Below are 23,606 nucleotides of genomic sequence, written 5' to 3'. Positions count from 1 at the left end.
CCTCACCGCTTCGGGAGCGAGATCGGCTGCACGAGCACGTGACGCCGGTCTCGCTCCCAGCGCGCGCCCGACCGGCGATACTCGGCCCGGTCGGTGAAACGGTAGCGGTAGGAGATCACCCGCACCCAGCGGGGCCGCTCCCCGTCGAACGGGTCGGTGCGCAGCAGTCGCAGGGTCGCCCGGTCCGCTTCGAGGAGCCGCACCAGCAGCACCGTGAACCAGTCCTCCAACGACCGCCCGAGCGGCAGGAACCACATCAGCCAGTCCAGTCGCAGGTGATACGGGGCGAACTGACGCGGCATCCGCCGCACATCGCCGGGTTTGCCCTTGAAGTCGTACTCCTGCCAGGCGGCGGCATCCGGATCCGCATCGCGCGTGCCCTCGATCACGTACTCGACCCGCACCTTGGTGACCGTGCCGAACGCGCCGTACGCGTTCGCCAGCTGCCACCGGTTGAAGCTCGCGTTCATGAGCTGGCGGTGCGCTGCCAGGTTGCGGGCCGGCCACCAGCTGAGCACCGCGTAGAGGGCGCCGACGGCGCTCGTGACGACCACCCACCCCAGCGGGATGCCGATGCCGGGCGTCCCCGCGCCGGGCACCGAAACCGCGGAGAACGCGAGCACCACGGTCGCCCAGTTCAGCCACGCGAAGTTGCCCGTGACGATGAGCCACAGCTGGGTGGCGATGACGACGGCGGCCGCGGCATCCCCGACGAGGGCCGGTGCGGGCCCGGGCAGCCAGTACCCGAGGATCGGCGCGAACAGGAACCAGGGCACCACCAGCTGCGCGAAGTGGTTGCCGAGCACCTCGCCGCGGTGGAACCACGCGGGCAGCAGATGCGCCTGCCGGCTGAACGGACCCGGCATCGGCTGGGTCTCGTGATGGAACATCAGCGCGGTGAGGTCGCGCCACTCCCGGCCGCCGCGGATCTTGATCATCCCGGCGCCGAACTCCAGGCGGAACACCAGCCACCAGAAGAGCACGATCACCACGACCGGCGGCGGCTGGCTGCGCGAACCGAGGAACGCGGTGAGGAACCCGGCCTCCAGCAGCAGCATCTCCCACCCGAACCCGTAGAACGTCTGGCCGATGGAGACGATCGACATGTAGCCGAGCCACAGTGCGAGGAAGCACGCCATCGGAACCCACGGTGGCCCGAGCTGGGGGATGCCGGCCACGAGCAGCACGCTGACGACGATGCCGCCGGCGCACAGCCCCCGCAGCCGCCGGTCCGTGTAGCGCAGGTACCGGAAGAGAGTGGGGCGCAGCAGGGACCGCCGGCGCGGTGCGGCGCGCACCCACGCGATCAGCCGCGGGGCCGGGAGCAGACCGTGCTCGCCGAGCAGCGCCGGGAACTGGTTCAGGGTCGAGAGGAACGCGACCGCGAACAGCGCGGCGACACCGCGCTGGAGCACCTCCCGGGCGAATTCGAAATCCGGCGCGGCGAACCCGTCCATCGCATCACCCGAAGAGGTCCTCGAGCTCGGCGCGCTCGCCGGCATCCCGCAGCGCCCGGCGCGCCGCGAGCCAGCCGGGCATCCCGTGCACCCCGGGGCCCGGCGGGGTGGCCGCCGACGCGAGGTACACGCCGCGCATGGGCGTGCGCCACGGCGTCGTCGACACGACCGGGCGACGGAACGCCTGCGCGAAGGTGAACGCCCCGCCGAGGATGTCGCCGCCGATCGCGGCCGGATTCTCGTGCGCGCGCTGCTGAGCGGACACGGCGTGCGAGGCGAGGATGCGATCGCGAAAGCCCGGGGCGAACCGCTCGACTTGCCGGATCACGTGCTCCGTCGGGTCGAGGCCGGACCCCGCCGGAACGTGGATGTACGCCCACAGCACCGCGTGGCCGTCGGGGGCGCGGGTGGGATCGGCGACGGACGGCTGGACGGTCAGCACGTACGGATGCTCGCTCACGCTGCCGTGGGCGACCGCGTTCTCACTCGTCTCGACCTCCGCACGCGTGCCGCCGAGGTGCACCGTGGGGGCGTTCGCGACGTCCGGGTTCGCCCAGGGCACCGGGCCGGAAAGAGCGAAGTCGACCTTCGCCGCGGCGGGCCCGTACCGGTAGCCGCGAACCGTCTCGCCCCACACGGCGGGAACGTCGGGCAGCGTCAGCGCCAGCCGCGGCGAGGTGTCCAGCAGCAGGAGGTCGCCGGCATCCGGATCGCCCCAGTCCAGCGCCGACAGGTCGGTGATGCGGTGCCCCGACTCGACGGTTCCGCCGTGGGCGATGAGGTCGTCGATCAGCGCCCGGGCGATCGCCCCGGCCCCGCCGCGCGGATACGCCCAGCCGGTCGAATGGGCGTGGGCGAGGAGGAACAGGGCGGATGCCGCGGCGGCGACGGTGGGCTGGGCGGTGTTCGAGTGCGCGACCACCCCCGCGTACAGGGCGTTCGCCTCCGCCGTGCGGAACGTGCCGTACCCGAGCCGGGTGCCGAGCTCCAGGGCCCGCAGGCCGTACCGCAGGGCGGTCAGCGGATGCCGGGGCATCCGGATCAGCTGATGGCCCGTGAAATCGGCGACCCCCGCCAGCGCCCGGTTCAGCGGACGGACGACCGCCCGCCAGCGGTCGGCGTCCTCGCCGAGGGCGTCGGCCGTACGATCCAGGTCGCGCCACGCCACGGCCGCTCGCCCCCCGTCCAGGGGGTGCGCGAACGAGATCTCCGGCACGATCCAGTCGATCCGGTCCAGCCCGAAGGCGCGGAAGAACGGGGAGCTGAGCGCGGCCGGATGCACCGCGGAGCACACGTCGTGGCGGTATCCCGGGAGCGTCAGCGATGCGGTGCGCACGCCTCCGCCGGGAGCACTGGCCGCCTCGATGACGCGCACCCGGTAGCCGGCGCGGGCGAGGGCGACCGATGCGGCGAGCCCGTTCGGTCCGCTGCCGACGACGGTCGCGCTCCGGGTCATGTTCCTCGCAGGTCGGGCAGGGCGGCATCCAGCTCGGCGAGCCAGGCGCGGGCGTTGCCGTCCGCCGGTGCGCGCCAGTCGCCGCGCGGTGACAGAGACCCCGCGGGCAGCACCTTGGGTCCGTTCGGGATCGCCGTGCGCTTGAACTGCGCGAACCCGAAGTAGCGCTTCAGGAACACGCGCAGCCAGTGCACGATCTCGTCGAGATCGAAGCCGAACCGCTCGTCGGCGGGGAACCCGGGCGGCCAGGCACCGGCGTCCGGATCCGCCCACGCGTGCTGCGCGAGGAACGCGATCTTCGACGGGCGCATCCCGTAGCGGAGCACGTGGAAGAGCGTGAAGTCGTGCAGCGCGTACGGACCGATGAGGTCCTCGGTCGACTGCACCTTGCCGTCGGGTCCGGGCGGGACGAGCTCGGGACTGATCTCGGTGTCCAGCACCGACTGCAGCACGTCGGCGGTCGCCCGATCGACTTCGCCGGCGGCGATCACCCAGCGGATCAGGTGCTGCATCAGGGTCTTCGGCACGCCCACGTTGACGCCGTAGTGGCTCATGTGGTCGCCGACGCCGTAGGTGGCCCAGCCGAGGGCGAGCTCGGACATGTCGGACGTGCCGATGACGATGCCGCCGTGCCGGTTCGCGAGACGGAACAGCAGATCGGTGCGCGCGCCGGCCTGGACGTTCTCGAACGTGACGTCGTGCACCGGCTCGCCGGACGCGAAGGGATGCCGGATCCCCTCCAGCAGGGCCTTGGTCACCGGCTCGATCGGGATCGTCTCGATGGAGGCGCCGATCGCCTCGGCCAGCCGCACCGCGTTGGACTTGGTGTGGTCGCTGGTCGCGTAGCCGGGCAGCGTGTACGCGAGGATGTCGCTGCGCGGGCGGCCCATGCGGTCCATGGCCCGGGCGACGACGAGCAGCGCGTGGGTGGAGTCGAGGCCGCCCGAGACGCCGATCACCGCCTTCGGGCCGCCGATGGCCTGCATGCGCTGCACCAGCGCCGAGACCTGGATGTTGAACGCCTCGTAGCAGTCCTGCGCGAGGCGCGACGGGTCGGGCGGCACGAAGGGGTAGCGGTCGAGGGTGTGTCGCAGACCGATGTCGGCCGCGGGCGGGTCGACGGTGAACTCGACCGTGCGGAACACGTCGTCGCCGAGATCGGCCTGGGTGCGCCGGTTGTCGTCGAACGTGCCCTGGCGCAGGCGGTCCTGCCGGATGCGGTCCAGATCGAGGTCGGCGACCGAGCGCCGCGGCCCGGTCGGGAAGCGCTCGGTGTCCGCCAGCAGGGAGCCGAGCTCGTGGATCATCGTCTGGCCGTCCCACGACACGTCGTTCGTGGACTCCCCGCCGCCGGCCGCCGCGTACAGGTACGCGCACTGGCTGCGCAGCGACTGCGCCCGGCACAGCAGCGCCCGGTCGTCGGCGCGTGCGATCGTGATGGGGCTGCCGCTCAGGTTCGCGACCACGGAGGCGCCGTGCAGGGCGGCGCGCGACGACGGGGGGACCGGGATCCACATGTCCTCGCAGATCTCGACGGCCAGGACCAGCCCCGGGATGTCGCGCGCGGAGAAGAGCAGGTCGACGCCGAACGGGGCCCGAAGGTCGCCGACGGCGATCTCCTGCCCGCGCTGGTCGTCGCCGGGGGCGTACCAGCGGCGCTCGTAGAACTCGCGGTACGTGGGAAGCGCCGACTTCGGCACGACGCCCAGGAGCGCCCCGCGATGGATGACGACCGCGCAGTTGTAGAGACGATGGCCGTGCCGCAGTGGTGCGCCGACCACGAGCACCGGGAGCAGCTCCGCGGATGCCTCGACGAGCTGCGCGACGGCGGCGACCACGGCTTCCTGCACGGCGTCCTGCAGCACGAGGTCGTCGATCGCGTAGCCGGTCAGGCACAGTTCGGGGAACACGGCGATCGCCACGGCATCCTCGTGGCATTCGGCCGCAGCCTGCAGCACCGCCTGGGCGTTCGCGGCCGGGTCGGCGACCGCGAGCGGGATCGTGCACGCGGCCACGCGTGCGAAGCCGTGCCGGTAGGCGCTTTCGAAGGGCAGTGCCATGATCCAAGTCTGCCAGCCCGCGTGCCCTGCCGGATTAGGCTGTGGACATGCCGACCTCCAGGCGCCGCCACAGCGTCACCGAGACCGATGAGATCGCTCGCGCGCTGGATGCCGCAGCCCTCGTCTGGCCGCAGCACGCAGCCGATCGCGCGGTGCTGCTGCGTCGCCTCATCGAACTGGGCGCGGCGCGGGCGGGGGAGGTCGCCGCCGACCGCTCCGGCGCCCGCGCGGCCGCCGTGCGCGACACCGCCGGCATCGTGCGCAGCGTCTATCCGCGGGCCGGCGCCGGCGGGACGGGGGACTGGGCGCGGTGATCGTGCTCGACGGCCGCGTGCTCACGGCCCACTTCGACAGCGCGGACAGCCTGCACCCGGTCGCATCGCGGTTCATCGCCCGGGAGCGCCACGGCGCCTTCGCGATCACGGCGGTGACCGCGACCGCGGTGCTGGTGCATCCGGTGCTCGCCGGACTCGGCGCGACCGTCGCGGCCGCCTTCGACCGGCTGGAACTGACCATCATGCCGGTGACCGGCGCGGACGCCCTGGCCATCGCCGAGCTGCGCGCGGCCGTCCGGCTGCCCCTCGACGACGCCCTCGACGTCTATGCCGCACAGCGGTACGGCGCCCGGCTCGCGACCGCCGACCGGGCGCTCGCCCAGGCCGCCGCCGCGCGCGGCATCCCCACCCACCTGCTCTGACCGCGGGGCGATGTCGGATGCCCCGGCTACTGTCGATGTCGTGAGATACGTCGAAGCCGAGAACCGCGTGATCTGGAGCGCCAGCGACCTCAAGGCCGCCGCCGAGTGCGAGTTCGCGTGGCTGCGCGCCATCGACGCCAAGCTGGGGCGCGTCGCGCCGGTCGACGACCCCTTCGACGCCACTCTCGAGCGGGCGGCCGAGCTCGGCACCGAGCACGAGCGCCGCGTGCTGCAGCGGTACCGCGACCGGTTCGGCGCCGCGGTCGTCGAGATCGCCGAAACGCGCTCGTCCGACGCCGAGGGGCTCGCGGCCGCCGTCGCGCAGACGATCGCCGCCCTGGCCGACGACGCGGTGGAGGTCGTCTACCAGGCCGCCTTCGCCACGAGCGAGTTCGTCGGCTTCGCCGACTTCCTCGTGCGCGACGCCGACCGCCGCTGGGTCGTGCAAGACACCAAGCTCGCCCGCCACGCGCGGGTGACCGCGCTCATGCAGCTCGCGGCATATGCCGACCAGCTCGAGCGGCTCGGCGTGCCCCGGGCCGACGACGTCGAGCTGCTCCTCGGCGACGGCACCGTCTCCGCGCACGCGCTCGCCGACCTCCGCCCGGTCTTCCTGCTGCGGCGCGCACGCCTGCGGGCGCTGATCGCCGACCGGGACGTGGCCGCCGGCATCGCGGGCGATCCGATCGCCTGGGGCGACGAACGCGGCGAGCTCCGGGTCGTCGCGTGCGGGCGATGCCCCACGTGCGACCTCGAGGTGGTGGCATCGCGCGACCTGCTGCTCGTCGCCGGGGTGCGGCCCGTGCAGCGTGAGCGCATGCGGGCGGCAGGACTGCGCACCATCGACGATCTGGCCGCGGCGGCCTCGGTTCCCGACCGCATGAACGCCGACACCTTCGGCCTGCTGCAGACCCAGGCCCGCCTGCAGCTCGTCAGCCCGGCGGGCGTGCCCCGCCCGGCCGAGGCCGCCGAGGCGGATGCCCCGGCGGAGCCCCCGGTGCCGTCGTACGAGGTGGTCTTCCCCACGGCGCTCGGGGCGCTGCCGCGCCCCGACACCGGCGACATCTTCTTCGACTTCGAGGGCGACCCCCTCTACACCGAGGGCGACGGCCGGCTGTGGGGCATCGACTACCTGTTCGGGTGGGTCGACGGCGTCGAGCAGTACTCGGCCCTGTGGGCGCACGACTTCGCCGACGAGAAGGCTGCCTTCGAACGCTTCCTCCAGATCGTGCGGCTGCGGCGCGCGCAGTTCCCGGGCATGCACATCTACCATTACGCGCCGTACGAGACCGCGCACCTCACCGAGATGGGGCGGCGGTACGGCGTGGGCGAGCAGTTGCTCGACCAGCTCCTGCGCGACGGCGTCTTCGTCGACCTCTATCCCGTGGTCAAGCGCGCGCTGCGCATCGGGTCGCGGTCGTACTCGATCAAGAAGCTCGAACCGCTGTACATGGGCGACCAGGTGCGCACGAGCGACGTGCAGCGCGGCGACGACTCGATCGTGAAGTACGTCGAGGCGCGTGCGCTGCAGGCGGATGCCCGCGACGCCGAGGCCCAGGCGATCCTCGACGACCTCGCCGACTACAACCGCTACGACTGCGTCTCCACCCGGCGGCTGCGCAACTGGCTCGTCGACCGTGCCATCGAAGCCGGCCTGCAGCCCACCCGCGACATCGAGCCGGATCTCGCCGTCTACGAGACGTCCCCGCGTGCGACGCTGCTCGCCAAGGCTGCGGCATCGGCGGCCGAGCAGGCGGAGATCGACGCCCTCGAGCTCGGTTCTGCGGCGATCGACTACTACCCGCGCGAGGCGAAGACGTTCTGGGCGTCGCATTACCAGCGCCTGCGCGAGCCGGTCTCGACGTGGCAGGACACCCGCGACGTCGTCGTCACCGACGCGACGAGGTCGCGCGTCGTCGAAGACTGGCACCCCGGCGTGCGCAGCGTCCGCCGGCTGATCGAGCTGCAGGGCGAACTGGCGCCCGGCACCAAGCTGACCGAGGGCGGCCGACCATTCGCCCTGTATGAGCTCCCGGCGCCGTACGACAGCGTCCCCATGCCGCGCTGGATCCACACCGCGCACATGGTCGAGGTCGTCGAAGTGCACGACGACGGCGTCGTCGTCGCCGAGTCGGCGATCGACGGGCAGACGTGGGACGCCCTTCCCCTGGCACTCACCCCGTCGGCCCCGCCCCTCGCGGGCGGGCAGCAGACGGCGATCGACGAATGGGCGGATGCCGTGGTCGACGCCCTCCCGGCACTGCCCGAAGACCCGGCCACCGACATCCTCGCCCGCCGCCCGCCGCGCCTGCGCGGTGCCGTCCTCGACCACGAGGCCGAGACCATCACGGCGATCGTCGCCGGGCTCCGTGCGCTCGAGCACAGCTACCTCGCCGTCCAGGGGCCTCCGGGAACGGGCAAGACCTACGTCGGCTCGCACGTCATCGCGCGCCTGGTGCAACAGCACCGCTGGCGCATCGGAGTCGTCGCCCAGTCGCACGCCGTCGTCGAGCACATGCTCGACAAGGTCATCGATGCGGGAGTGCCCGCCGAGCTCGTCGGCAAGGCGACCAAGGACGCCGAGGCGACGTTCACGGTGTTCCCCAAGAACGGCCTGGCCGCGTTCGCCGAGGCACACGCCGACACGGGCTTCGTCGTCGGCGGGACGGCGTGGGACTTCAGTCATCCCGGTCGGGTGCCGCGCGGCTCCCTCGACCTGGTGGTCATCGACGAAGCCGGCCAGTTCGCGCTCGCGTCGACCATCGCGGTCGCCGTCGCCGCCCAGCGGCTCCTGCTCCTCGGCGACCCGCAGCAGCTGCCGCAGGTCAGCCAGGGCACGCATCCGGCCCCCGTCGACACGTCGGCGCTCGGCTGGGTGATGGACGGCCACGAGGTCATGCCCGCCGACCGGGGGTTCTTCCTCGCCCGGTCGTGGCGGATGCATCCGGCGGTGGCCGGTCCGGTCTCGCGGCTGTCGTACGCCGGAGAGCTCGCGTCGCATCCCTCGGCCGCGCTCCGCGTCGTCGAGGGGATCGACGCGGGCGTGCACGCCGTGCCGGTGCGACACGAGGGCAATGCGACCCAGTCGCCCGAAGAGGCGGAGCGCGTCGTCGGGCTCGTCCGCGACCTCGTCGGGCGGCGATGGATCGACGCGGTCGACGGCGAGCCCCTCCCGGCGCGGGCCCTGCAGGCATCCGACCTCATCGTCGTCACCCCGTACAACGCTCAGCAGGTGCTCGTCGAGGAGGCGCTCGCCGCGGCCGGGTTCGGTGCCGTGCCCGTGGGCACCGTCGACAGATTCCAGGGTCAGGAGGCCGCCGTCGCGATCGTGTCGCTCGCCGCATCGAGCGGGCGGGACGCCCCGCGGGGCCTCGAGTTCCTGCTGCTGCAGAACCGGCTGAACGTCGCGGTGTCGCGCGCGAAGTACGCCGCGTACGTGCTCTATTCACCGGGACTCCTCGACGATCTTCCCCGGACGCCCGACGGGGTGGCGCGCCTCAGTGCGTTCGCCGAACTCGTCGGCGCGGTGGATGCAGATGCCGCGTCCCGCACCGAAGCGCCCTTCGCGCTGTCAGACTTGAGCTGACGAGAGGACGCCGATGACCGAAGAGATTCCGAATCAGTTCGAGATCGATCTGCCGCCCGAGCAGATCCCCGGCTACTTCGCGGACTTCGCCAACGTGTGGCACACGCCCACGACGTTCGTGATGGACTTCGTCACGGTCGCGCAGCCGCCCCGCGAGGGCACCCACCCCGACACCGGCGAAGCCGTCGCCGTCGTGCCCGCACGCGTCGTCAGCCGCATCCGGATCCCCCCGGAGCAGGTGTTCGAACTCGCCAAGGCACTCACGCAGCAGCTCGAGTTCTGGGAGCAGGAGACCGGGCGCCGCGCCGCCGAGTAGACGCCCTCGCCGGTTCTCCGGCCGGTCAGACCGTGCCGTAGAGCCGATCGCCGGCGTCGCCGAGACCGGGGACGATGTAGCCGTTCTCGTTGAGGCGCTCGTCCAGCGAGCCGAGCACCAGGGTCACGTTGTGCCCCTCGACCTGCTTCTCGATGGCCGCGACGCCCTCGGGAGCGGCGAGCAGGCAGATCGCCGTGACATCCTGCGCGCCCCGCTTGAACAGGTACTCGATCGCCGCGCCCAGCGAACCGCCGGTGGCGAGCATCGGGTCGAGCACGAAGCACTGCCGGTTGCTGAGGTCCTCCGGCAGCCGTTCCGCGTACGTCGTGGGCTTGAGGGTCTCCTCGTCGCGCACCATGCCGAGGAACCCCACCTCGGCGGTCGGCACGAGCCGGGTCATGCCCTCGAGCATCCCGAGCCCCGCGCGGAGGATCGGCACGACGAGCGGACGCGGCTCGTCGATCTGCACGCCCACGGTGGTCGTGACCGGCGTCTCGATCTGCACCGCGGCCACGCGCACCTCGCGGGTGGCCTCGTAGGCCAGCAGGGTGACCAGCTCTTCGGTGAGCTGGCGGAAGACCGGCGACGGGGTGCGCTTGTCGCGCAGCACCGTGAGCTTGTGGGTGATGAGGGGGTGGTCGGCGACGTGCACACGCATACCGCCAGATTACCGGGAGCACCGGCTTTCCCGGGAGAGCCGTACGCTCGACATGTGACCCCGGACACCGCCGATCTCGCCGCGATGGACCGCGCCCTCGTGCTGGCGCGGCAAGCACTGGACGCCGCCGAGGTGCCGGTGGGCGCCGTGGTGACCGATGCCGCCGGTCGCACCCTCGGCGAGGGCCGCAACGAGCGCGAGACGACGGGCGACCCGACCGCGCACGCCGAGGTGCTCGCGCTGCGGCGTGCGGCGGCCGTGCTCGGCTCGTGGAACCTGGAGGGCTGCACCCTCACGGTGACCCTCGAGCCGTGCCTGATGTGCGCCGGCGCGATCCTGCAGGCCCGGGTCGGGCGGGTCGTGTTCGGAGCCTGGGACGACAAGGCGGGAGCCGCGGGCTCGATGTACGACGTGCTGCGCGACCGCCGGCTGCCGTACCGCGCCGAAGTGGTCGGCGGTCTCGAGCAGGATGCCGCGGCATCCCTGCTGCGCGAATTCTTCGATCCGCGGCGCTGACGCGGGCTCAGCGCGGGTCGATGCGGATCGTCGTCTGCTGCGCGACGAGCCCCACGACCGTGCTCACGATGCGCGGCGGGTGCTTGGCGTACTTCAGGTGGTACGCGGAGTCCACCGCGAGCTGCAGCGGCAGATCGAGCGGGGCCATCGGCTGGAACGTCACCTCGCGGTCCACTCCACCGGCGCGGATGCGCCCGCGCCGGGCCGCGAGCGCACGCCGATACCACGGGTTGTCGGGGCCGTAGGCGGAGCGGACGTAGACGGTGCCGCCCGACGTCACCGCCCAGATCGTCACGAAGGGACGGTCGGTGCCGTCCGGCCGGGTCGATGAGAGCTGCAGCTCGTCGGCTTCGCCGATGCGGCGGAGCTCGTCGGGGGTCCACATCATGGGATCACGCTACGCCACGCGTCCGCCGGTGGCCGCGCACCGCGGCGCCCGATCCTGCCCGGCGGGTTCCGGCGGTCAGCGGGGGAGTCCGGCCAGCACCTCGCCGAGGTACTCGACGTGGTCGGGGTCCTGCTGGTCGAGCAGCTGGAAGTACACCCGCTCGATCCCGTGCGACCGGTACATGTCGACGCGGTCGCGGATCTCGGCGGCATCCCCGACGATGTTCGATTCGGCACGGGCGGCGGCCGCCATCGTCCCGGCGTGGGCGGCACGGCGCTCCACGTCCGCGGCCGTGCGGCCCGCGAACGTCGTCATCGCCAGCGACAGCCGGAGGGTCGTCGGGTCGCGACCGACGCGCTCGCACGCGGCGCGGACGTTCGCGATCAGTCCCGGGATGTCGGCGTCGTCCGGGAATCCCAGGTTGTACTCGGTCGCGAACCGGGCGACGAGGTCGGGTGTGCGCCGGGGGCCGCTGCCGCCGATGATGAGCGGCACGGGCGACTGCACCGGCTTCGGCAGCGCCGGGGAATCCGTCAGCGTGTAGTGCGCGCCGTCGAACGAGAAGCTCCCGCCCGCCGGAGTCTCCCACAGCCCCGTGATGATCTGCAGCTGCTCCTCGAGCAGGTCGAAGCGCTTCGCCGGGAAGGGGATGCCGTACGCCGCGTGCTCCCGCGCGAACCAGCCGGCGCCGAGCCCGAGCTCCACTCGACCGCCGGACATCTCGTCGACCTGCGCGACCTGGATCGCGAGGATGCCGGGGTGGCGGAACGTGACCGGCGACACGAGGGTGCCGAGCCGGATGCGGTGGGTTTCACGCGCGAGGCCGGCCAGCGTCGTCCAGGCGTCGGTCGGACCGGGCAGCCCGTCACCGGGACCGGGGTTGAGGTAGTGGTCGGAGCGGAAGTAGCCGTCGAACCCGAGGCGCTCGGCCGCCTGCGCGTACGCGAGCTGGTCGCCGTACGAGGCGCCGCCGTGCGGCTCCGTGAAGATGCAGTACTCCATGATGCTCCTGCTCAGTCGGTCGAGCGCACGATGAACTGGTCGGTGGGCGGCGCCGGGTCGTCGGCGGGCCGGTACACGTCCGGCTCGAGGTAGATCACCCGCGCGGCGGGCACGGCGGCGCGGATGCGGCCCTCGATGTCGTCGATGTCGCGGGCGACCTCGCCGAGCATCTTGTCGGAGGCGAACCCGAGCTTGGCGGCGACCATCAGCTCGTCCGGCCCGAGATAGAGCGTCTTGATGTGGATGAGCTTGCGGATCTCGCCGCCGTCGGTGATGGCGTCGACGATGCGTTCGTGGTCGCCGCGGGTCGCGCCCTCGCCGACCAGCAGGCTCTTGGTCTCGATGCCGAGCGTGATCGCCACGATCACGAGCAGCAGGCCGATCATCAGGGTGCCCAGGGCGTCGAACAGCGAGTTGCCGGTGAGCCAGGTCAGGCCGACGCCGAGCAGGGCGAAGACGAGACCGGTGAGGGCCGCGACATCCTCGAGGAGGACGACCGGAAGCTCGGGCGCCTTCGCATGCCGGACGAACGAGAACCAGGACTGGCCCTTGCCGCGGTGGTGGTTGCTCTCTTTGACGGCTGTGCGCAGCGAGAACGACTCGAGGCAGATGGCGATGACGAGGACGGCCAGCGGCACCCAGTAGTTCGTGAGTTCGTGCGGGTGGGTGATCTTCTCGACGCCCTCGTAGATCGAGAAGACGCCACCGACCGAGAAGAGGATGATCGACACGACGAACGCGTACACGTACCGTTCCCGGCCGTAGCCGAACGGGTGATCGCGGTCGGCGGCCCGGCGCGACTGCCGGCCGCCGAACATGAGCAGCAGCTGGTTGCCGCTGTCGGCGAGCGAGTGGATCGCCTCGGCGAGCATCGACGCCGAACCGGAGATCAGCCAGGCGACGAGCTTCGCCAGGGCGATGCCGATGTTGGCGAGGAAGGCCGCGATGATGGCTCGGGTGCCGCCGGATGCGCTCATGCAGTCGAGTCTACGGACCGGCCGGGTCACCGACCGCCGGCCACGCGCAGGGTGGTGGCGGTCACGTACGACGCCTCGGGCCCCACGAGCCACGCGATCGTCCCGGCGATCTCCTCCGGTGTCGCCGCGCGCCCGAGCGGGATGCCGGCCGCCATGCGCTGGGTGCGGCCGGGATCGCCCGTGCGCGCATGCAGCTCGGTGTCCACGAGGCCCGGGGCGACGGCGACGACGCGGATGCCGAGCGGGCCGACCTCCTTGCCGAGTCCCATCGCGAACGCGTCCACGGCCGCTTTGGCGGCGGCGTAGTGGGTGTACTCGCCGGGGCTGCCGATCGTCGCCGCCCCCGAGGAGACCGCGACGATCACGCCCGGCGTCCCGGTCGCGGTGAACTCCTGCACGGCGCGACGGGCGGTGAGCACGACGGCCGTGAAGTCGACGTCGATCGTGGTGCGGATCTCCTCGGCGGGGGTGTCGGCGAGGGGCGCATAGCGGGTGGTCGTGCCGGCGTTGTCGACGACGGCGTCGAGGCGCCCGAAGGCGGCGTGCGCCGCGTCGAACGGTGCCTCGATCGCGGCATCCGGAGCCCCCGTCCGGTCGGCTGCGACGACCACCGCGTCGGCGCCGGCCTCCCGGCACAGTTCGGCGACCCGGCGGGCGGCCTCCGCGTCCGTGCGGTAGGTCAGCACCAGGTCCCAGCCGTCCCGGGCGAGTCGCCGGGCCGTCGCGGCGCCGATGCCGCGCGATCCGCCGGTCACGATCGCGACCGGTCGCGGGTGGCTGGAGTGTGCGGCAGAGGGCGTCGGTGCGGGGCCTCGGGCATCCATCCCTCGAGGGTACGCGGCCGCCGCAGGCGTGTCCGTGTCCGCCGCATGCCCGCATAGGATGACGACCATGCCTGACCAGAAGCTGCCCCCGCTCGCGTTCCTCGGTGCCGGTTCGATGGGCGGTGCCATCGCGAAGGGGGTGGCCGGCTCGGGCCTGGGCACCCAGATCACGGTGACCAACCGGTCGGCGGCGCGCGCCGAGGGGATCCGAGTTCCGGGCATCGTGAGCGTGGCGCTCGAGCAGGCACCGACCGGCAATCAGGATGCCGCGGCCTCCGCCGACGTCGTCGTCGTCGGCGTGAAGCCCGCCATGGTGCCCGACCTCCTGCGCGAGATCGCGCCCCACCTGCGCCCGGGCACGATCGTCGTGTCGATCGCGGCCGGGGTCACCATCGCGACGTTCGAGGGGATCCTCGGAGCGGGCATCCCCGTCGTACGCTCCATGCCCAACACCCCCGCACTCGTCGGGCGGGCGGTCACGGGCCTCGCGGCCGGCACCACCGCGACGCCGGCCGACCTGGCCGTCGTGCGGGAGGTGTTCGAAACTGTCGGCACCGTCATCGAGGTGCCCGAATCGGAGATCGACGCGCTCTCGACGATCTCGGGCTCCGGCCCCGCCTACGTGTTCCTGCTCATCGAGAAGCTCACCGATGCGGCGGTCGGCAAGGGGTTCGACCGGGACGCCGCACGTCTCATGGCCGAGCAGACCTTCATCGGCGCCGCCGAGCTGCTGCGGGCGTCGGGGGAGGACCCGGTCGAGCTGCGCCGTCAGGTGACCAGCCCCAAGGGCACCACCGAGCGGGCGATCGCCGTGCTCGAGGCCGCGCGCCTGGACGCGGTCTTCGCGGATGCGACGGATGCCGCCCTCGCCCGTGCCCGGGAGCTCGCCCAGGGCGCCTGACCCGGGTTCCGGTCAGCGCGGCAGCGACGCGAAGCGGTCGATGTCGCGGTTGGTGCCGGAGACCACGATGATGTCGTGGTTGGTGACGATCGTGCCCGGCTCCGCGTAGCGGAAGGGCTTGCCGGGGGTCTTCACGCCGACCACTGTGACGTTGTACTTCGAGCGCACGCCCGACTCCGCCAGCGCCCGGTCGCGGATGAACAGCGGCGGGTACAGCTTGGCGAGCACGTAGTCGTCGTCGAACTTGATGAAATCCAGCATCCGCTCGCTGATGAGGTGCGCGACGCGCTCGCCGGCCTCCCGCTCGGGGAAGATGACGTGGTTCGCTCCGACGCGGGTGAGGATCTTCGCCTGCGACGGCGTCATGGCCTTCGCCCACACCTGGGGGACGCCGAGGTCGACCAGGTTCGCGGTGATGAGCACGGAGGCCTCGATCGAGGAGCCCACCGCGACGATCGCGACCGAGAAGTCCTGTGCGCCGATCTGCTTGAGGGCGTCGATGTCGCGGGCATCGGTCTGCACGGCGTGGGTGACGATGTCCGCCCACTTCTGCACGCGCTCCATGCTGTCGTCGACCGCGAGCACCTCGCGTCCGAGGCCGGTCAGCTCGGCGGCGCACGCCGATCCGAATCGCCCCAGACCCAGGACCAGCACCGGTGCGTCCTTGCGCAGCTCCTCAACCAACGATCGGCCTTTCGACGGGCAGCTCGAAGAGCCGTTTGCGGGATGTCGCGGCGACCGCCGCGGCGAGAGTCACTGTACCAACGCGGCCCATCACCATGGTCGCGGCCATCACGTACTTGGCGGGATCGTCCAGCTCCGCGGTGACGCCCGTCGACAGGCCGACGGTGCCGAACGCGGAGATCACGTCGAAGAGCACGTCCTCCACCGGCAGCTGGGTGAGCTGGGCGATCGTGACCGTGGAGACCGCGACGATGGTCGAGCCCCACGCGACCACCGACAGGGCGACCCGCTGCACGTCGCTGGGGATGCGGCGACCGAACGCGTGCACGGAGCTGCGGCCCCGTGCCTCGCTCGCGACGGCGAGTGCCAGCACGGCCAGTGTCGTCACCTTGATGCCGCCGGCCGTCGACGCCGAGCCGCCGCCGACGAACATCAGCATCGACCCGACCACCAGGCTCGACCCGTGCAGCTGCCCGATGTCCACGGTGGAGAAGCCGCCCGAGCGGGTCATCGCCGAGAGGAAGAACGACTGGAAGAACGTGTCGAACGCGCCCTCGCTGCCGAGGGTCTTCGCGTTCGCGGCCTCCAGCAGCAGGAACACCAGCCCGCCGGCCAGGAACAGGGTCGTCGTGGTGATGAGGGTGAGCTTGGTGTGCAGGCTCCAGCGGCGCACGCGCCACTTGAAGATCATCAGGTTGCGGATCACCGGGAACCCGATCGATCCGAGGAACACCCCGAGCATCAGCAGGCCGAGGAAGTAGTAGTCGTGCGTGAAGGGCGCCAAGCCCTCGGTGTTCGGCGTGAAACCGGTGTTGGTGAAGGCCATCGCCGCGTAGTACGGCGCCTCCCAGAGGGCCGTGAGCGGGGCGACGCCTCCGGCGAGGAGGGCGGGGTACATCAGCACGGCCAGCGCCGCCTCGATGATGAGGGTCGACAGCGCGACCGTCGCCAGCAGCGCGCCGACCTCGCCGAGGTGCACGGTCTGGCTCTCGTTGACCGGACCCGCATGCGCCCGCATCGGGTTGGAGTCGCTGGCCGCGATGAGGCGGGCGCGCAGGCCCAGGCGCTTCGAGATCACCAGTCCGAGGATGGATGCCAGGGTCAGCACACCCAGTGCGCCGACGTTCACCCCGAGATAGATGACGACGTGGCCGAACGGCGACCAGTGCGATCCCATGTCGACGGTGGAGAGCCCGGTCACGCAGATCGTCGACACCGCCGTGAAGAGGGCGTCGGCGAAATCGGTGCGGTGGTGGTCGGCCGCGGCGATCGGGAGGGACAGCAGCACCGTGAAGGCGGCGATCAGCGTGAGGAACACGAGCACCGCGAACCGGGACGGCGATGCGGTCGTCATGCGCCGCAGCCAGCCCCGGATCGCGCCGAGGGCGGCGATCAGGGGTGCCACCGCGCGCCCGGCCGGAGAGTCGCCCCGCCCCGGCCTCCGTGCGTCATCCCCGGTCCCCACCACCCCGACATGCTAGCCCGGCGCCGTGCGCCGCCGCGGGACCCCGGCTAACCTGTGTTCATGGCGGATATCTTCGACGTGATCGCAGACGGTACGCGTCGTGACATCCTGCGTCTGCTGCTGGACCGCGCGACGGCCTACCCCGACGGATCGAGCGTGTCGCAGATCGTGGGCGAACTCGGCGTCAGTCAGCCCACCGTGTCCAAGCACCTGCGCGTGCTGCGGGATGCCGGACTCGTCGCGGTGCGCGAAGAGGGCCAGCACCGGTTCTACTCGCTGTCCACGCACCCGCTCGATGAGATCGACGCGTGGCTGGTGCCGTTCCTCGAGACCGACCACGCCGCGCTCGCCGAGCAGATCTCCGGAGCCCTTCCCGAAGAGGCCCTGCACGCGGCAGACGTCGTCGGGAGGGCCGCGGCATCCGCGAAGCACGCTCTCGACAGCGTGCTGCGCAATCTGCCGGGCCGTCCCTGACGACGCCCGTCGCGCACCGGATCAGCGGCGCGACCGCCGGAACAGCCACGCGCCCCACACGGCCGACACCGCGACGATCACGGCGATCCACCCCAGCGCCCACCAGGGTTCGGTGCCGAGCGGGGTGCCCATGAGGAGCCCGCGGATCGTCTCGATGATCGGGGTGATCGGCTGGTTCTCGGCGACCCACTGCAGCCAGGCGGGCATGGTGTCCACCGGCACGAATGCGCTCGACAGGTACGGCAGGAACATCACGATGAAGCCGTAGCCGCTGGCCGCCTCGGGGCTGCCGGCGGCGAGCCCGATCGCGGCGAACAGGTACGTGATCGCGAGGATGTAGAGCGCGATCAGGAGAAGGGCGAGCACCCACGACACGACGTCGGCGGACGGGCGGAATCCGACGGCGAACGCCACGCCGATCACGACGGCGGTGGCGACGAGGTTGCGCACGAGGCTGGCAACGACGTGGCCGGTCAGGACGGCGCTCGCGCGCAGCGGCATGGTGCGGAACCGGTCGATGATGCCGGTGGTCATGTCGCGGGCGACGTAGGTCGCGGTGGTCGCGGCGCCGAACCCGGCGCACAGCAGGATGATGCCGGGCACGACGTAGTCGACGTATCGCCCGTCGGCTTCGAGCGCGCCCCCGAACACGTAGGTGAACAGCAGCATGATCATGACCGGCAGCATGATCGACATGCTGAGCGACTCCCCGTCGCGCAGCGACTGGGTGAGACTGCGCCGCACGAACACCGATTCGGCGGTGATGCCGCGCAGCCGCGGGCGGGGCGTGGGCAGGGCGATGGTCATGATGCGACCTCCTCGGGGATGCGGGCGTCGGCCGGCGACGCGGTGAGGTTCAGGAACACGTCGTCGAGGGTGGGCCGGCGAAGCGCGACGGCCGCGCCGGCTTCGGCCGCCGGGATGGCGTCGAGCGCGCGGCGGAGGCCGGCGACGGTGCCGTCGGTGGGGATCTCGCCGAGGGCGTCGCCGTCGGTGCCGCTCAGCACGAGGGTGTCGCTGCCGACGAGGGACTTCAGGTGTTCGGGCGTGCCCGTCTGGACGATCCGTCCGCCGTCGAGGATCGCGACGCGGTCGGCGAGCAGGTCGGCCTCTTCGAGGTACTGCGTGGTGAGGAACACCGTCGTGCCGGCGTCGGCGAGCGTGCGGATGACGCTCCACAGGTCGAGGCGGCTGCGCGGATCGACTCCCGTCGTGGGCTCGTCGAGGAAGAGCACTTCCGGCGTCACCACGAAGCTCAGGGCGAGGTCGAGCCGGCGCCGCATGCCGCCGGAGAACGTCTTGACCCGCCGGGAGGCGGCATCCGTCAGGGCGAACTGCGCGAGCAGCTCGCTCGCGCGAGCACGGGCGGCGCGCGACGACAGGCCGGACAGCCGGCCGAGCATCGTGAGGTTCTCGGTCGCGGTGAGTGAGTCGTCGACCGCGGTGCTCTGACCGGTCAGCGCGATCCGCCGCCGCACCTCGACGGGATCGGTCACCACATCGAACCCCGCCACGCGGGCGGTGCCGGATGCCGGCACGGCGAGCGTGGTCAGGACGGAGATGGCGGTCGTCTTCCCGGCGCCGTTGGGGCCGAGGAGGGCGAACACCTCACCCGGCGCGACGGTCAGGTCGAGGCCGGCGAGCACGCTCTGCGTGCCGTAGGAGACGTGCAGGTCGTGCACATCGATGGCAGGGGACATCTCGGCATCCTCTCTGTTTATGACCGAAACTGTTTATGACCGTAACATACTGTTTATGACATACACAAGCCTAGGATGGCGACCATGAGCGACACCGATCTCGACGACCTGCCGCGCGGAATCGCGCTGGCCTGGGGCGTCGCCGCGAGCCCCCAGCGCGGACCCAAGCGCGAGATGAGCGTCGAGCGCATCGTGGAGGCGGCCGTCGAACTCGCCGACGCCGAAGGGCTCGGCGCCGTGTCGATGGCCGCGGTCGCCAGCCGGCTGGGATACACGCCGATGTCGCTGTACCGGTACATCAGCGCGAAGGACGACCTCATCCTGCTCATGCAGGAGGCCGCCGTCGGGGCGCCGGGACCGATCACGGGGGAGGGCTGGCGCGAGCGCGCCATCGCGTTCCACGACGCACTGCTCTCCGCCTATCTCGCCCACCCGTGGGCGATCGAGATCCCGATCGCGGGCATCTCGCCCACGCCCGGCACCGCCGCGTGGATGGATGCCGGCATCCAGGTCTTCGACGACACGCCGTTCGACGACGACGAGCGCCTGTCGCTGATGCTGATGCTCACCGGCTACGCGCACTGGTACGCGATGGCCGTCGCCGGGATGACCCGCCGCGCGGCCGAGACCGGCAGCGACTACGACGCGGTCGGGCACGAGTCCGACGGCCTCCTCGCCCGCCTGGTGACCGCCGACGAATACCCGTCGCTGCACCGCGCCATCGCCGCAGGGGTGCTCTCGTCGGGCAGCGATCCGTTCCGCTTCGGGCTCGACCGCATCATCGACGGGATCGCCGCACACCTCGAGGCCCTCGCCGTGGGGACCGCCGCGGCGCCCTCGCGCGGGCCGCTGCCCGAGGCGCCGGAGGTGGCATCCGACCGCCGCGTGCGCGAGACCCGCAAGAAGGTCCGCGAGGCCGAGAAGCTGCTGCGCGCCGCGCACAAGGAAGAGCGCGCGGCGCTGCGCGAGGCGCGCGAACGCGCCCGCCAGCGGCAGGCGAAGGATGCCGCCGGCTCCTGAGTGCGGGTCACACGAGCCACTCGGGTTTACACGCACCCCGCGGAGCCATAGAGTGTGGTCAATCGACTGGGGAAGAGGAACCGGATGTCGGAGTTCGCAGACGTGCGCTTTCTGACCGTCGCCGAAGTCGCCGCGCTGATGCGCGTGTCGAAGATGACGGTCTATCGCATGGTGCACGCGGGAGAACTGCCCGCCGTGCGCTTCGGGCGCAGCTACCGGGTGCCCGAGTCGGCCGTCACGGAACTGCTGCAACGTCCTGCCAGCGACGTCGGCTAGACTGTTCCGAGGCATTTTTCCGTTTTGCCCGATCCCGGGCGCGATCATCGCGTCCAGACCCCGACTTAGTGAGGTTTTCCGTGGGTTCTGTCATCAAGAAGCGCCGTAAGCGCATGGCGAAGAAGAAGCACCGCAAGCTGCTTCGCAAGACTCGCCACCAGCGCCGCAACAAGAAGTAAGCGGCACCGACACCGAGCGCCTGTCCGTCCCGGATGGGCGCTTCGTGTTTGCCGCATCCGTCAGGAGGATTCATGAAGTCGATCACGGTCCAGCAGCTGCGCGAGCGCGAGGACGTCCCGCTCATCGACGTGCGCGAGGCCGACGAGTTCGCCGCCGGGCACGTCCCGGGTGCGGTCAACCTCCCGATGTCGGTCATCGGCGAACGCCTGCACGAGCTGCCCGACGGCGCCTTCGATGTGATCTGCCAGGTCGGCGGCCGCTCCGCCCGCGTGGTGCAGGCCCTCGAGGCGCGCGGCTACGACGCCACGAACGTCGACGGCGGCACCGGCGAATGGGCGGCGGCGGGGTTCCCCCTCGCCTCGTGACATGACCACGCTGACCCTCATCGGCAAGCCCGACTGTCACCTGTGCGACGTCGCCCACGAGATCGTCGACCAGGTGCTCGCCGACCTCCCCGAAGCGCGGGCCGACGAGATCGAGGTCATCGAGGCATCCATCCTCGACGACCCCGCGCTCTACGAGCAGTGGTGGGAGAAGATCCCGGCCGTGCTCATCGACGGGCACCTGCACGCCCACTGGCGGCTGGACGCCGCGCGGCTGCGCAGCGCGCTCGCCGGCTGACCCCCGCGTCCACCGGGCGGGTCAAGGCGCGCCCTGACGCGGACGTCTCGCGTCGGGTGGATGCCCGTAGGCGACGGCCCTGGGCGTCATGCTGAACCCGGTCGGCCGGAAACAGCACGATGGCCCAGAACAGGACGATTCGCGCGGAATCGTCCTGTTCTGGGCCATCCGCCTGTCTCGGACAGGCGCAGAAGCGGATGCTACGGCGCGAGGCGCGTCGGGCCGCGGAACAGGTACGTGACCTCACGGATCGAGGACTCGCCGAGCAGCAGCATCAGGAGTCGCGCCAGGCCCATCCCGAACCCGCCGTGCGGGGGCACGCCGTACCGGAAGAAGTCGAGGTAGTGCTCGAGCCCCTCCGGGTCGAGACCCTTCTCGACGGCCTGCGCCTCGAGCACCTCGACGCGGTGCTCGCGCTGTGCACCGGTGGTGATCTCGGTGCCGCGGTAGATCAGGTCATAGCTGTTCGTCATCCCGGTCTCGGGGTTGCGCATGTGGTAGAACGGCCGGATCTCGGGGTGGTAGTCGGTGACGAACACGAAGTCGTGGTCGTACGTCTCCTTGACGTGCGCGAAGATCTGGCGCTCGCCCTCGGGGTCGAGGTCGCCGTCGGTGCGGGGGATCTCGTAGCCGCGCGCCTTGACGATCTCGCGCGCCTCGGCGAGCGGGATGCGGGGGAACGGCAGAGCCGGAACCGTCACCTCGAGGCCGAACAGCTCCTCGATCTCGGCGCCGTGCTTGTCCTTGACCGCCTGGAACGCCGTGGCGAGGAGTTCCTCCTGCATGCGGGCGACGTCTTCGTGGGAGTCGATCCAGCTGATCTCGGCGTCGATCGAGGTGAACTCGGTCGCGTGGCGGCTGGTGAACGACGGGTCGGCGCGGAAGGCGTCGGCGATCTCGAACACCTTGCCGAAGCCGGCCGCCTGAGCCATCTGCTTGAAGTGCTGCGGGCTCTGCGCGAGGTAGGCCGTCTGGTCGCCGAAGTACTCGAGCTGGAACAGCTCGGCGCGCGACTCGGACGGGCTCGACATCAGCTTGGGGGTGTGGATCTCGATGTAGTCCCGCTCGACCCAGTAGTTGCGCATCGCGTGCTCGAGGGTCGTCTGGATGCGGAAGATCAGGTTGTTGCGGCGCGTGCGCAGGTCGATGAAGCGCCAGTCCATGCGCTTGTCGAGGCTGGAGTCGGTGGCGATCGGCGTCTCCGGGAGGGATGCCGCGGCCACCTCCAGCGCGCCGATCTTGATCTCGACGCCGCCGAGCTTGACGCGCTCGTCGTGCTTCAGGGTGCCGGTGACGGTCAGGAACGTGCCGTGGGCGAGGTTCGAGATGAGGTCGGTGAGAGCCAGAGCGGCGGCATCCTGCTCGCTCCCGTCCTCGGCCGGGCGCGTGGCCGGGTTCACCAGCTGCACGGCGCCGGTCTCATCGCGGAGGATGACGAACTGCACCTTCTTCTGATCGCGGACGGTCTCCACCCATCCCGACACGGAGACGGGGCCGTCATCAAGGGCCTTCAGCTGGCTGACCAGAACGCGTTCACTCACGAGCATCGAGTCTACCGGGGCAGCGTCCGGGCTCCGGAATGCGCGTTCTCGCCGTGGGATCGGGCACCCCGCTTGCCCTAATTGGTCGTGCCCGAGGCGCGAGCGTTCGCGTTGGGTCCGGTGGGGCACTGGCGCTCCTCTCATGCGGCTGGTCGGAATCTCATGCGGCGGCCTCGGGTGTGGTGGTTCGGAATCGGGTGGGTGGTGGTTGGAGGTCGCCGAACGCGTATCGGCGTTCGAGGCGTTGGTGCAGGATGACGGGTTCGATGTCGGGGTCGGGGGAGTGGAGGATGAAGGGTCCGGTTCCGTGACGGGTGATCCGCCAGCCGTGGTGGTGCAGGTTCATGTGGTGGAACCTGCACAGCAGGATGCCGCGGTCCACATCGGTTCTGCCGCCGTGGGAGTGCGGGTCGATGTGGTGCGCTTCGCAGGAGGAGGGTGGTCTGTCGCACCCGGTCCAGCCGCATCCGCCGTCGCGTTGCGCGAGCGCGAGGCGTTGTTTCGCGGTGAACAGGCGGGTGTCGCGGCCGAGGTTGAGCGGGTTGCCGTCCGGGTCGATGGTGATGGTGGTGGTGCCGGTGTCGCACGCGTGCTGTGCGGCGAACGCGGCCGGCACCGTGGTGTTGGTGTCTTCGATGACCGCGACGCCGGACCCGGTGCGGCTGGTGTCGGTGACGACGACCCGCACGCCGGCCTGCCGGGCACCGAACACCGACGCGGCGTCGGCAAGCGACCCGGTGTGCAGCACGTCGATCAGCAGGTCGTACGCGAGCTGCTCGTTCGTGCGCGGGTCGGCGACCAGCGCGG

The 23,606-nt window shown here is 71.4% G+C and carries 26 protein-coding genes; 12 read left to right on the top strand and 14 right to left on the bottom strand.

Annotated features, from left to right (window positions below; genetic code table 11):
• Positions 1-2: 2 nt before the first annotated feature.
• Genes LK09_RS18335 through LK09_RS18325 form a run of 3 tightly spaced genes read right to left on the bottom strand, consistent with a single transcriptional unit; the run spans position 3 to position 4,973 of the window.
• Positions 3-1,457: a lipase maturation factor family protein gene (locus LK09_RS18335; protein ID WP_039402816.1), complete on the bottom strand. Its 1,455-nt coding sequence runs from the start codon at positions 1,455-1,457 to the stop codon at positions 3-5.
• Between the two features lie 4 nt (positions 1,458-1,461).
• On the bottom strand, positions 1,462-2,913 hold the full coding sequence (locus tag LK09_RS18330) for a phytoene desaturase family protein (RefSeq protein ID WP_039402814.1): 1,452 nt from the start codon (positions 2,911-2,913) through the stop codon (positions 1,462-1,464).
• The gene (locus LK09_RS18325) at positions 2,910-4,973 is read right to left on the bottom strand and encodes an NAD(+) synthase (protein ID WP_039402812.1); all 2,064 of its coding nucleotides are present in this window, start codon (positions 4,971-4,973) and stop codon (positions 2,910-2,912) included. The genes LK09_RS18330 and LK09_RS18325 overlap by 4 nt, the downstream gene beginning before the upstream one ends.
• Positions 4,974-5,020: 47 nt before the next feature.
• Here LK09_RS18325 and LK09_RS18320 point away from each other — a divergent pair, with 47 nt between their 5' ends.
• Genes LK09_RS18320 through LK09_RS18305 form a run of 4 tightly spaced genes read left to right on the top strand, consistent with a single transcriptional unit; the run spans position 5,021 to position 9,572 of the window.
• Entirely contained in the window at positions 5,021-5,287 is a 267-nt protein-coding gene (locus LK09_RS18320; protein ID WP_156138909.1) for a hypothetical protein, read from the top strand.
• Positions 5,284-5,670 carry a PIN domain-containing protein gene (locus LK09_RS18315; RefSeq protein ID WP_039402808.1) on the top strand — a complete coding sequence of 129 codons (387 nt, stop codon included), beginning with the start codon at positions 5,284-5,286 and terminating at the stop codon, positions 5,668-5,670. The genes LK09_RS18320 and LK09_RS18315 overlap by 4 nt, the downstream gene beginning before the upstream one ends.
• A gap of 40 nt (positions 5,671-5,710) precedes the next feature.
• Positions 5,711-9,256: a TM0106 family RecB-like putative nuclease gene (locus LK09_RS18310; protein ID WP_039402806.1), complete on the top strand. Its 3,546-nt coding sequence runs from the start codon at positions 5,711-5,713 to the stop codon at positions 9,254-9,256.
• Positions 9,257-9,269: 13 nt separating this feature from the next.
• Complete coding sequence (locus LK09_RS18305; protein ID WP_039402804.1) at positions 9,270-9,572, top strand: DUF3467 domain-containing protein; 303 nt, start codon at positions 9,270-9,272, stop codon at positions 9,570-9,572.
• Between the two features lie 25 nt (positions 9,573-9,597).
• On the opposite strand, the gene upp is transcribed toward LK09_RS18305, so the two are convergent.
• Positions 9,598-10,230 carry a uracil phosphoribosyltransferase gene (gene upp / locus LK09_RS18300; RefSeq protein WP_039402802.1) on the bottom strand — a complete coding sequence of 211 codons (633 nt, stop codon included), beginning with the start codon at positions 10,228-10,230 and terminating at the stop codon, positions 9,598-9,600.
• A gap of 84 nt (positions 10,231-10,314) precedes the next feature.
• On the opposite strand from upp, the gene LK09_RS18295 reads away from it, so the two are divergent.
• The gene (locus tag LK09_RS18295; protein WP_039402908.1) at positions 10,315-10,746 is read left to right on the top strand and encodes a nucleoside deaminase; all 432 of its coding nucleotides are present in this window, start codon (positions 10,315-10,317) and stop codon (positions 10,744-10,746) included.
• 7 nt (positions 10,747-10,753) lie between these two features.
• Here the strand turns inward: LK09_RS18295 and LK09_RS18290 are convergent, their stop codons facing one another.
• From LK09_RS18290 to LK09_RS18275, 4 genes are all read right to left on the bottom strand, one after another.
• Positions 10,754-11,134, bottom strand: a complete 381-nt coding sequence (locus tag LK09_RS18290; RefSeq protein WP_039402800.1) for a DUF2255 family protein — start codon at positions 11,132-11,134, stop codon at positions 10,754-10,756.
• 75 nt (positions 11,135-11,209) lie between these two features.
• Entirely contained in the window at positions 11,210-12,136 is a 927-nt protein-coding gene (locus LK09_RS18285) for an LLM class F420-dependent oxidoreductase (RefSeq protein ID WP_039402798.1), read from the bottom strand.
• An 11-nt stretch (positions 12,137-12,147) separates the two neighbouring features.
• Positions 12,148-13,113, bottom strand: coding sequence for a cation diffusion facilitator family transporter (locus tag LK09_RS18280; protein WP_039402796.1), 966 nt, complete (start codon positions 13,111-13,113; stop codon positions 12,148-12,150).
• A 26-nt stretch (positions 13,114-13,139) separates the two neighbouring features.
• Positions 13,140-13,937, bottom strand: coding sequence for an SDR family oxidoreductase (locus LK09_RS18275; protein ID WP_052226984.1), 798 nt, complete (start codon positions 13,935-13,937; stop codon positions 13,140-13,142).
• 67 nt (positions 13,938-14,004) lie between these two features.
• Here LK09_RS18275 and proC point away from each other — a divergent pair, with 67 nt between their 5' ends.
• Positions 14,005-14,838, top strand: a complete 834-nt coding sequence (gene proC / locus LK09_RS18270) for a pyrroline-5-carboxylate reductase (RefSeq protein ID WP_156138907.1) — start codon at positions 14,005-14,007, stop codon at positions 14,836-14,838.
• Between the two features lie 12 nt (positions 14,839-14,850).
• Here proC and LK09_RS18265 read toward each other — a convergent pair whose 3' ends face one another.
• Positions 14,851-15,522, bottom strand: a complete 672-nt coding sequence (locus tag LK09_RS18265) for a potassium channel family protein (protein WP_039402792.1) — start codon at positions 15,520-15,522, stop codon at positions 14,851-14,853.
• Positions 15,515-16,876 carry a TrkH family potassium uptake protein gene (locus LK09_RS18260; RefSeq protein ID WP_082008382.1) on the bottom strand — a complete coding sequence of 454 codons (1,362 nt, stop codon included), beginning with the start codon at positions 16,874-16,876 and terminating at the stop codon, positions 15,515-15,517. The genes LK09_RS18265 and LK09_RS18260 overlap by 8 nt, the downstream gene beginning before the upstream one ends.
• Before the next feature lie 171 nt (positions 16,877-17,047).
• On the opposite strand from LK09_RS18260, the gene LK09_RS18255 reads away from it, so the two are divergent.
• Positions 17,048-17,461, top strand: a complete 414-nt coding sequence (locus tag LK09_RS18255; RefSeq protein ID WP_039402904.1) for an ArsR/SmtB family transcription factor — start codon at positions 17,048-17,050, stop codon at positions 17,459-17,461.
• Positions 17,462-17,482: 21 nt separating this feature from the next.
• Here the strand turns inward: LK09_RS18255 and LK09_RS18250 are convergent, their stop codons facing one another.
• Both LK09_RS18250 and LK09_RS18245 read right to left on the bottom strand, forming a co-directional pair.
• Positions 17,483-18,268: an ABC transporter permease gene (locus LK09_RS18250; protein ID WP_039402788.1), complete on the bottom strand. Its 786-nt coding sequence runs from the start codon at positions 18,266-18,268 to the stop codon at positions 17,483-17,485.
• Complete coding sequence (locus LK09_RS18245; protein ID WP_039402786.1) at positions 18,265-19,161, bottom strand: ATP-binding cassette domain-containing protein; 897 nt, start codon at positions 19,159-19,161, stop codon at positions 18,265-18,267. The genes LK09_RS18250 and LK09_RS18245 overlap by 4 nt, the downstream gene beginning before the upstream one ends.
• A gap of 84 nt (positions 19,162-19,245) precedes the next feature.
• On the opposite strand from LK09_RS18245, the gene LK09_RS18240 reads away from it, so the two are divergent.
• The 5 genes from LK09_RS18240 (at position 19,246) to LK09_RS18225 (ending at position 21,258) form a co-directional block, all read left to right on the top strand.
• Entirely contained in the window at positions 19,246-20,181 is a 936-nt protein-coding gene (locus LK09_RS18240) for a TetR/AcrR family transcriptional regulator (protein ID WP_039402784.1), read from the top strand.
• Between the two features lie 84 nt (positions 20,182-20,265).
• Entirely contained in the window at positions 20,266-20,457 is a 192-nt protein-coding gene (locus tag LK09_RS18235) for a helix-turn-helix domain-containing protein (protein WP_039402783.1), read from the top strand.
• A gap of 80 nt (positions 20,458-20,537) precedes the next feature.
• The gene (locus tag LK09_RS21225; RefSeq protein ID WP_003792170.1) at positions 20,538-20,636 is read left to right on the top strand and encodes a 30S ribosomal protein bS22; all 99 of its coding nucleotides are present in this window, start codon (positions 20,538-20,540) and stop codon (positions 20,634-20,636) included.
• 72 nt (positions 20,637-20,708) lie between these two features.
• Positions 20,709-21,002 (top strand): rhodanese-like domain-containing protein, encoded by a 294-nt coding sequence (locus LK09_RS18230; RefSeq protein ID WP_039402781.1) that lies wholly within the window; start codon positions 20,709-20,711, stop codon positions 21,000-21,002.
• 1 nt (position 21,003) lies between these two features.
• Positions 21,004-21,258: a glutaredoxin family protein gene (locus LK09_RS18225; protein ID WP_039402779.1), complete on the top strand. Its 255-nt coding sequence runs from the start codon at positions 21,004-21,006 to the stop codon at positions 21,256-21,258.
• A gap of 200 nt (positions 21,259-21,458) precedes the next feature.
• Here LK09_RS18225 and aspS read toward each other — a convergent pair whose 3' ends face one another.
• Complete coding sequence (aspS, locus tag LK09_RS18220) at positions 21,459-22,805, bottom strand: aspartate--tRNA(Asn) ligase (RefSeq protein ID WP_197061106.1); 1,347 nt, start codon at positions 22,803-22,805, stop codon at positions 21,459-21,461.
• Positions 22,806-22,959: 154 nt separating this feature from the next.
• Positions 22,960-23,606 (bottom strand): HNH endonuclease signature motif containing protein (locus LK09_RS18215; RefSeq protein WP_039402776.1); only part of this gene is annotated, 647 nt, incomplete at its 5' end.

The sequence above is a fragment of the Microbacterium mangrovi genome, from assembly GCF_000802305.1.
Taxonomy (GTDB): domain Bacteria; phylum Actinomycetota; class Actinomycetes; order Actinomycetales; family Microbacteriaceae; genus Microbacterium; species Microbacterium mangrovi.
This window is presented reverse-complemented; position numbering and strand designations above follow the sequence as displayed.

What these genes read in the sequence shown, in the direction of transcription:
- LK09_RS18335 (WP_039402816.1), bottom strand. Translation starts at nt 1,457, where the DNA reads ATGGACGGGTTCGCCGCGCCGGATTTCGAATTCGCCCGGGAGGTGCTC.
- LK09_RS18330 (WP_039402814.1), bottom strand. Translation starts at nt 2,913, where the DNA reads ATGACCCGGAGCGCGACCGTCGTCGGCAGCGGACCGAACGGGCTCGCC.
- LK09_RS18325 (WP_039402812.1), bottom strand. Translation starts at nt 4,973, where the DNA reads ATGGCACTGCCCTTCGAAAGCGCCTACCGGCACGGCTTCGCACGCGTG.
- LK09_RS18320 (WP_156138909.1), top strand. Translation starts at nt 5,021, where the DNA reads ATGCCGACCTCCAGGCGCCGCCACAGCGTCACCGAGACCGATGAGATC.
- LK09_RS18305 (WP_039402804.1), top strand. Translation starts at nt 9,270, where the DNA reads ATGACCGAAGAGATTCCGAATCAGTTCGAGATCGATCTGCCGCCCGAG.
- upp (WP_039402802.1), bottom strand. Translation starts at nt 10,230, where the DNA reads ATGCGTGTGCACGTCGCCGACCACCCCCTCATCACCCACAAGCTCACG.
- LK09_RS18295 (WP_039402908.1), top strand. Translation starts at nt 10,315, where the DNA reads ATGGACCGCGCCCTCGTGCTGGCGCGGCAAGCACTGGACGCCGCCGAG.
- LK09_RS18290 (WP_039402800.1), bottom strand. Translation starts at nt 11,134, where the DNA reads ATGATGTGGACCCCCGACGAGCTCCGCCGCATCGGCGAAGCCGACGAG.
- LK09_RS18285 (WP_039402798.1), bottom strand. Translation starts at nt 12,136, where the DNA reads ATGGAGTACTGCATCTTCACGGAGCCGCACGGCGGCGCCTCGTACGGC.
- LK09_RS18280 (WP_039402796.1), bottom strand. Translation starts at nt 13,113, where the DNA reads ATGAGCGCATCCGGCGGCACCCGAGCCATCATCGCGGCCTTCCTCGCC.
- LK09_RS18275 (WP_052226984.1), bottom strand. Translation starts at nt 13,937, where the DNA reads ATGGATGCCCGAGGCCCCGCACCGACGCCCTCTGCCGCACACTCCAGC.
- proC (WP_156138907.1), top strand. Translation starts at nt 14,005, where the DNA reads ATGCCTGACCAGAAGCTGCCCCCGCTCGCGTTCCTCGGTGCCGGTTCG.
- LK09_RS18260 (WP_082008382.1), bottom strand. Translation starts at nt 16,876, where the DNA reads ATGACGACCGCATCGCCGTCCCGGTTCGCGGTGCTCGTGTTCCTCACG.
- LK09_RS18255 (WP_039402904.1), top strand. Translation starts at nt 17,048, where the DNA reads ATGGCGGATATCTTCGACGTGATCGCAGACGGTACGCGTCGTGACATC.
- LK09_RS18250 (WP_039402788.1), bottom strand. Translation starts at nt 18,268, where the DNA reads ATGACCATCGCCCTGCCCACGCCCCGCCCGCGGCTGCGCGGCATCACC.
- LK09_RS18245 (WP_039402786.1), bottom strand. Translation starts at nt 19,161, where the DNA reads ATGTCCCCTGCCATCGATGTGCACGACCTGCACGTCTCCTACGGCACG.
- LK09_RS18240 (WP_039402784.1), top strand. Translation starts at nt 19,246, where the DNA reads ATGAGCGACACCGATCTCGACGACCTGCCGCGCGGAATCGCGCTGGCC.
- LK09_RS18235 (WP_039402783.1), top strand. Translation starts at nt 20,266, where the DNA reads ATGTCGGAGTTCGCAGACGTGCGCTTTCTGACCGTCGCCGAAGTCGCC.
- LK09_RS18230 (WP_039402781.1), top strand. Translation starts at nt 20,709, where the DNA reads ATGAAGTCGATCACGGTCCAGCAGCTGCGCGAGCGCGAGGACGTCCCG.
- LK09_RS18225 (WP_039402779.1), top strand. Translation starts at nt 21,004, where the DNA reads ATGACCACGCTGACCCTCATCGGCAAGCCCGACTGTCACCTGTGCGAC.
- aspS (WP_197061106.1), bottom strand. Translation starts at nt 22,805, where the DNA reads ATGCTCGTGAGTGAACGCGTTCTGGTCAGCCAGCTGAAGGCCCTTGAT.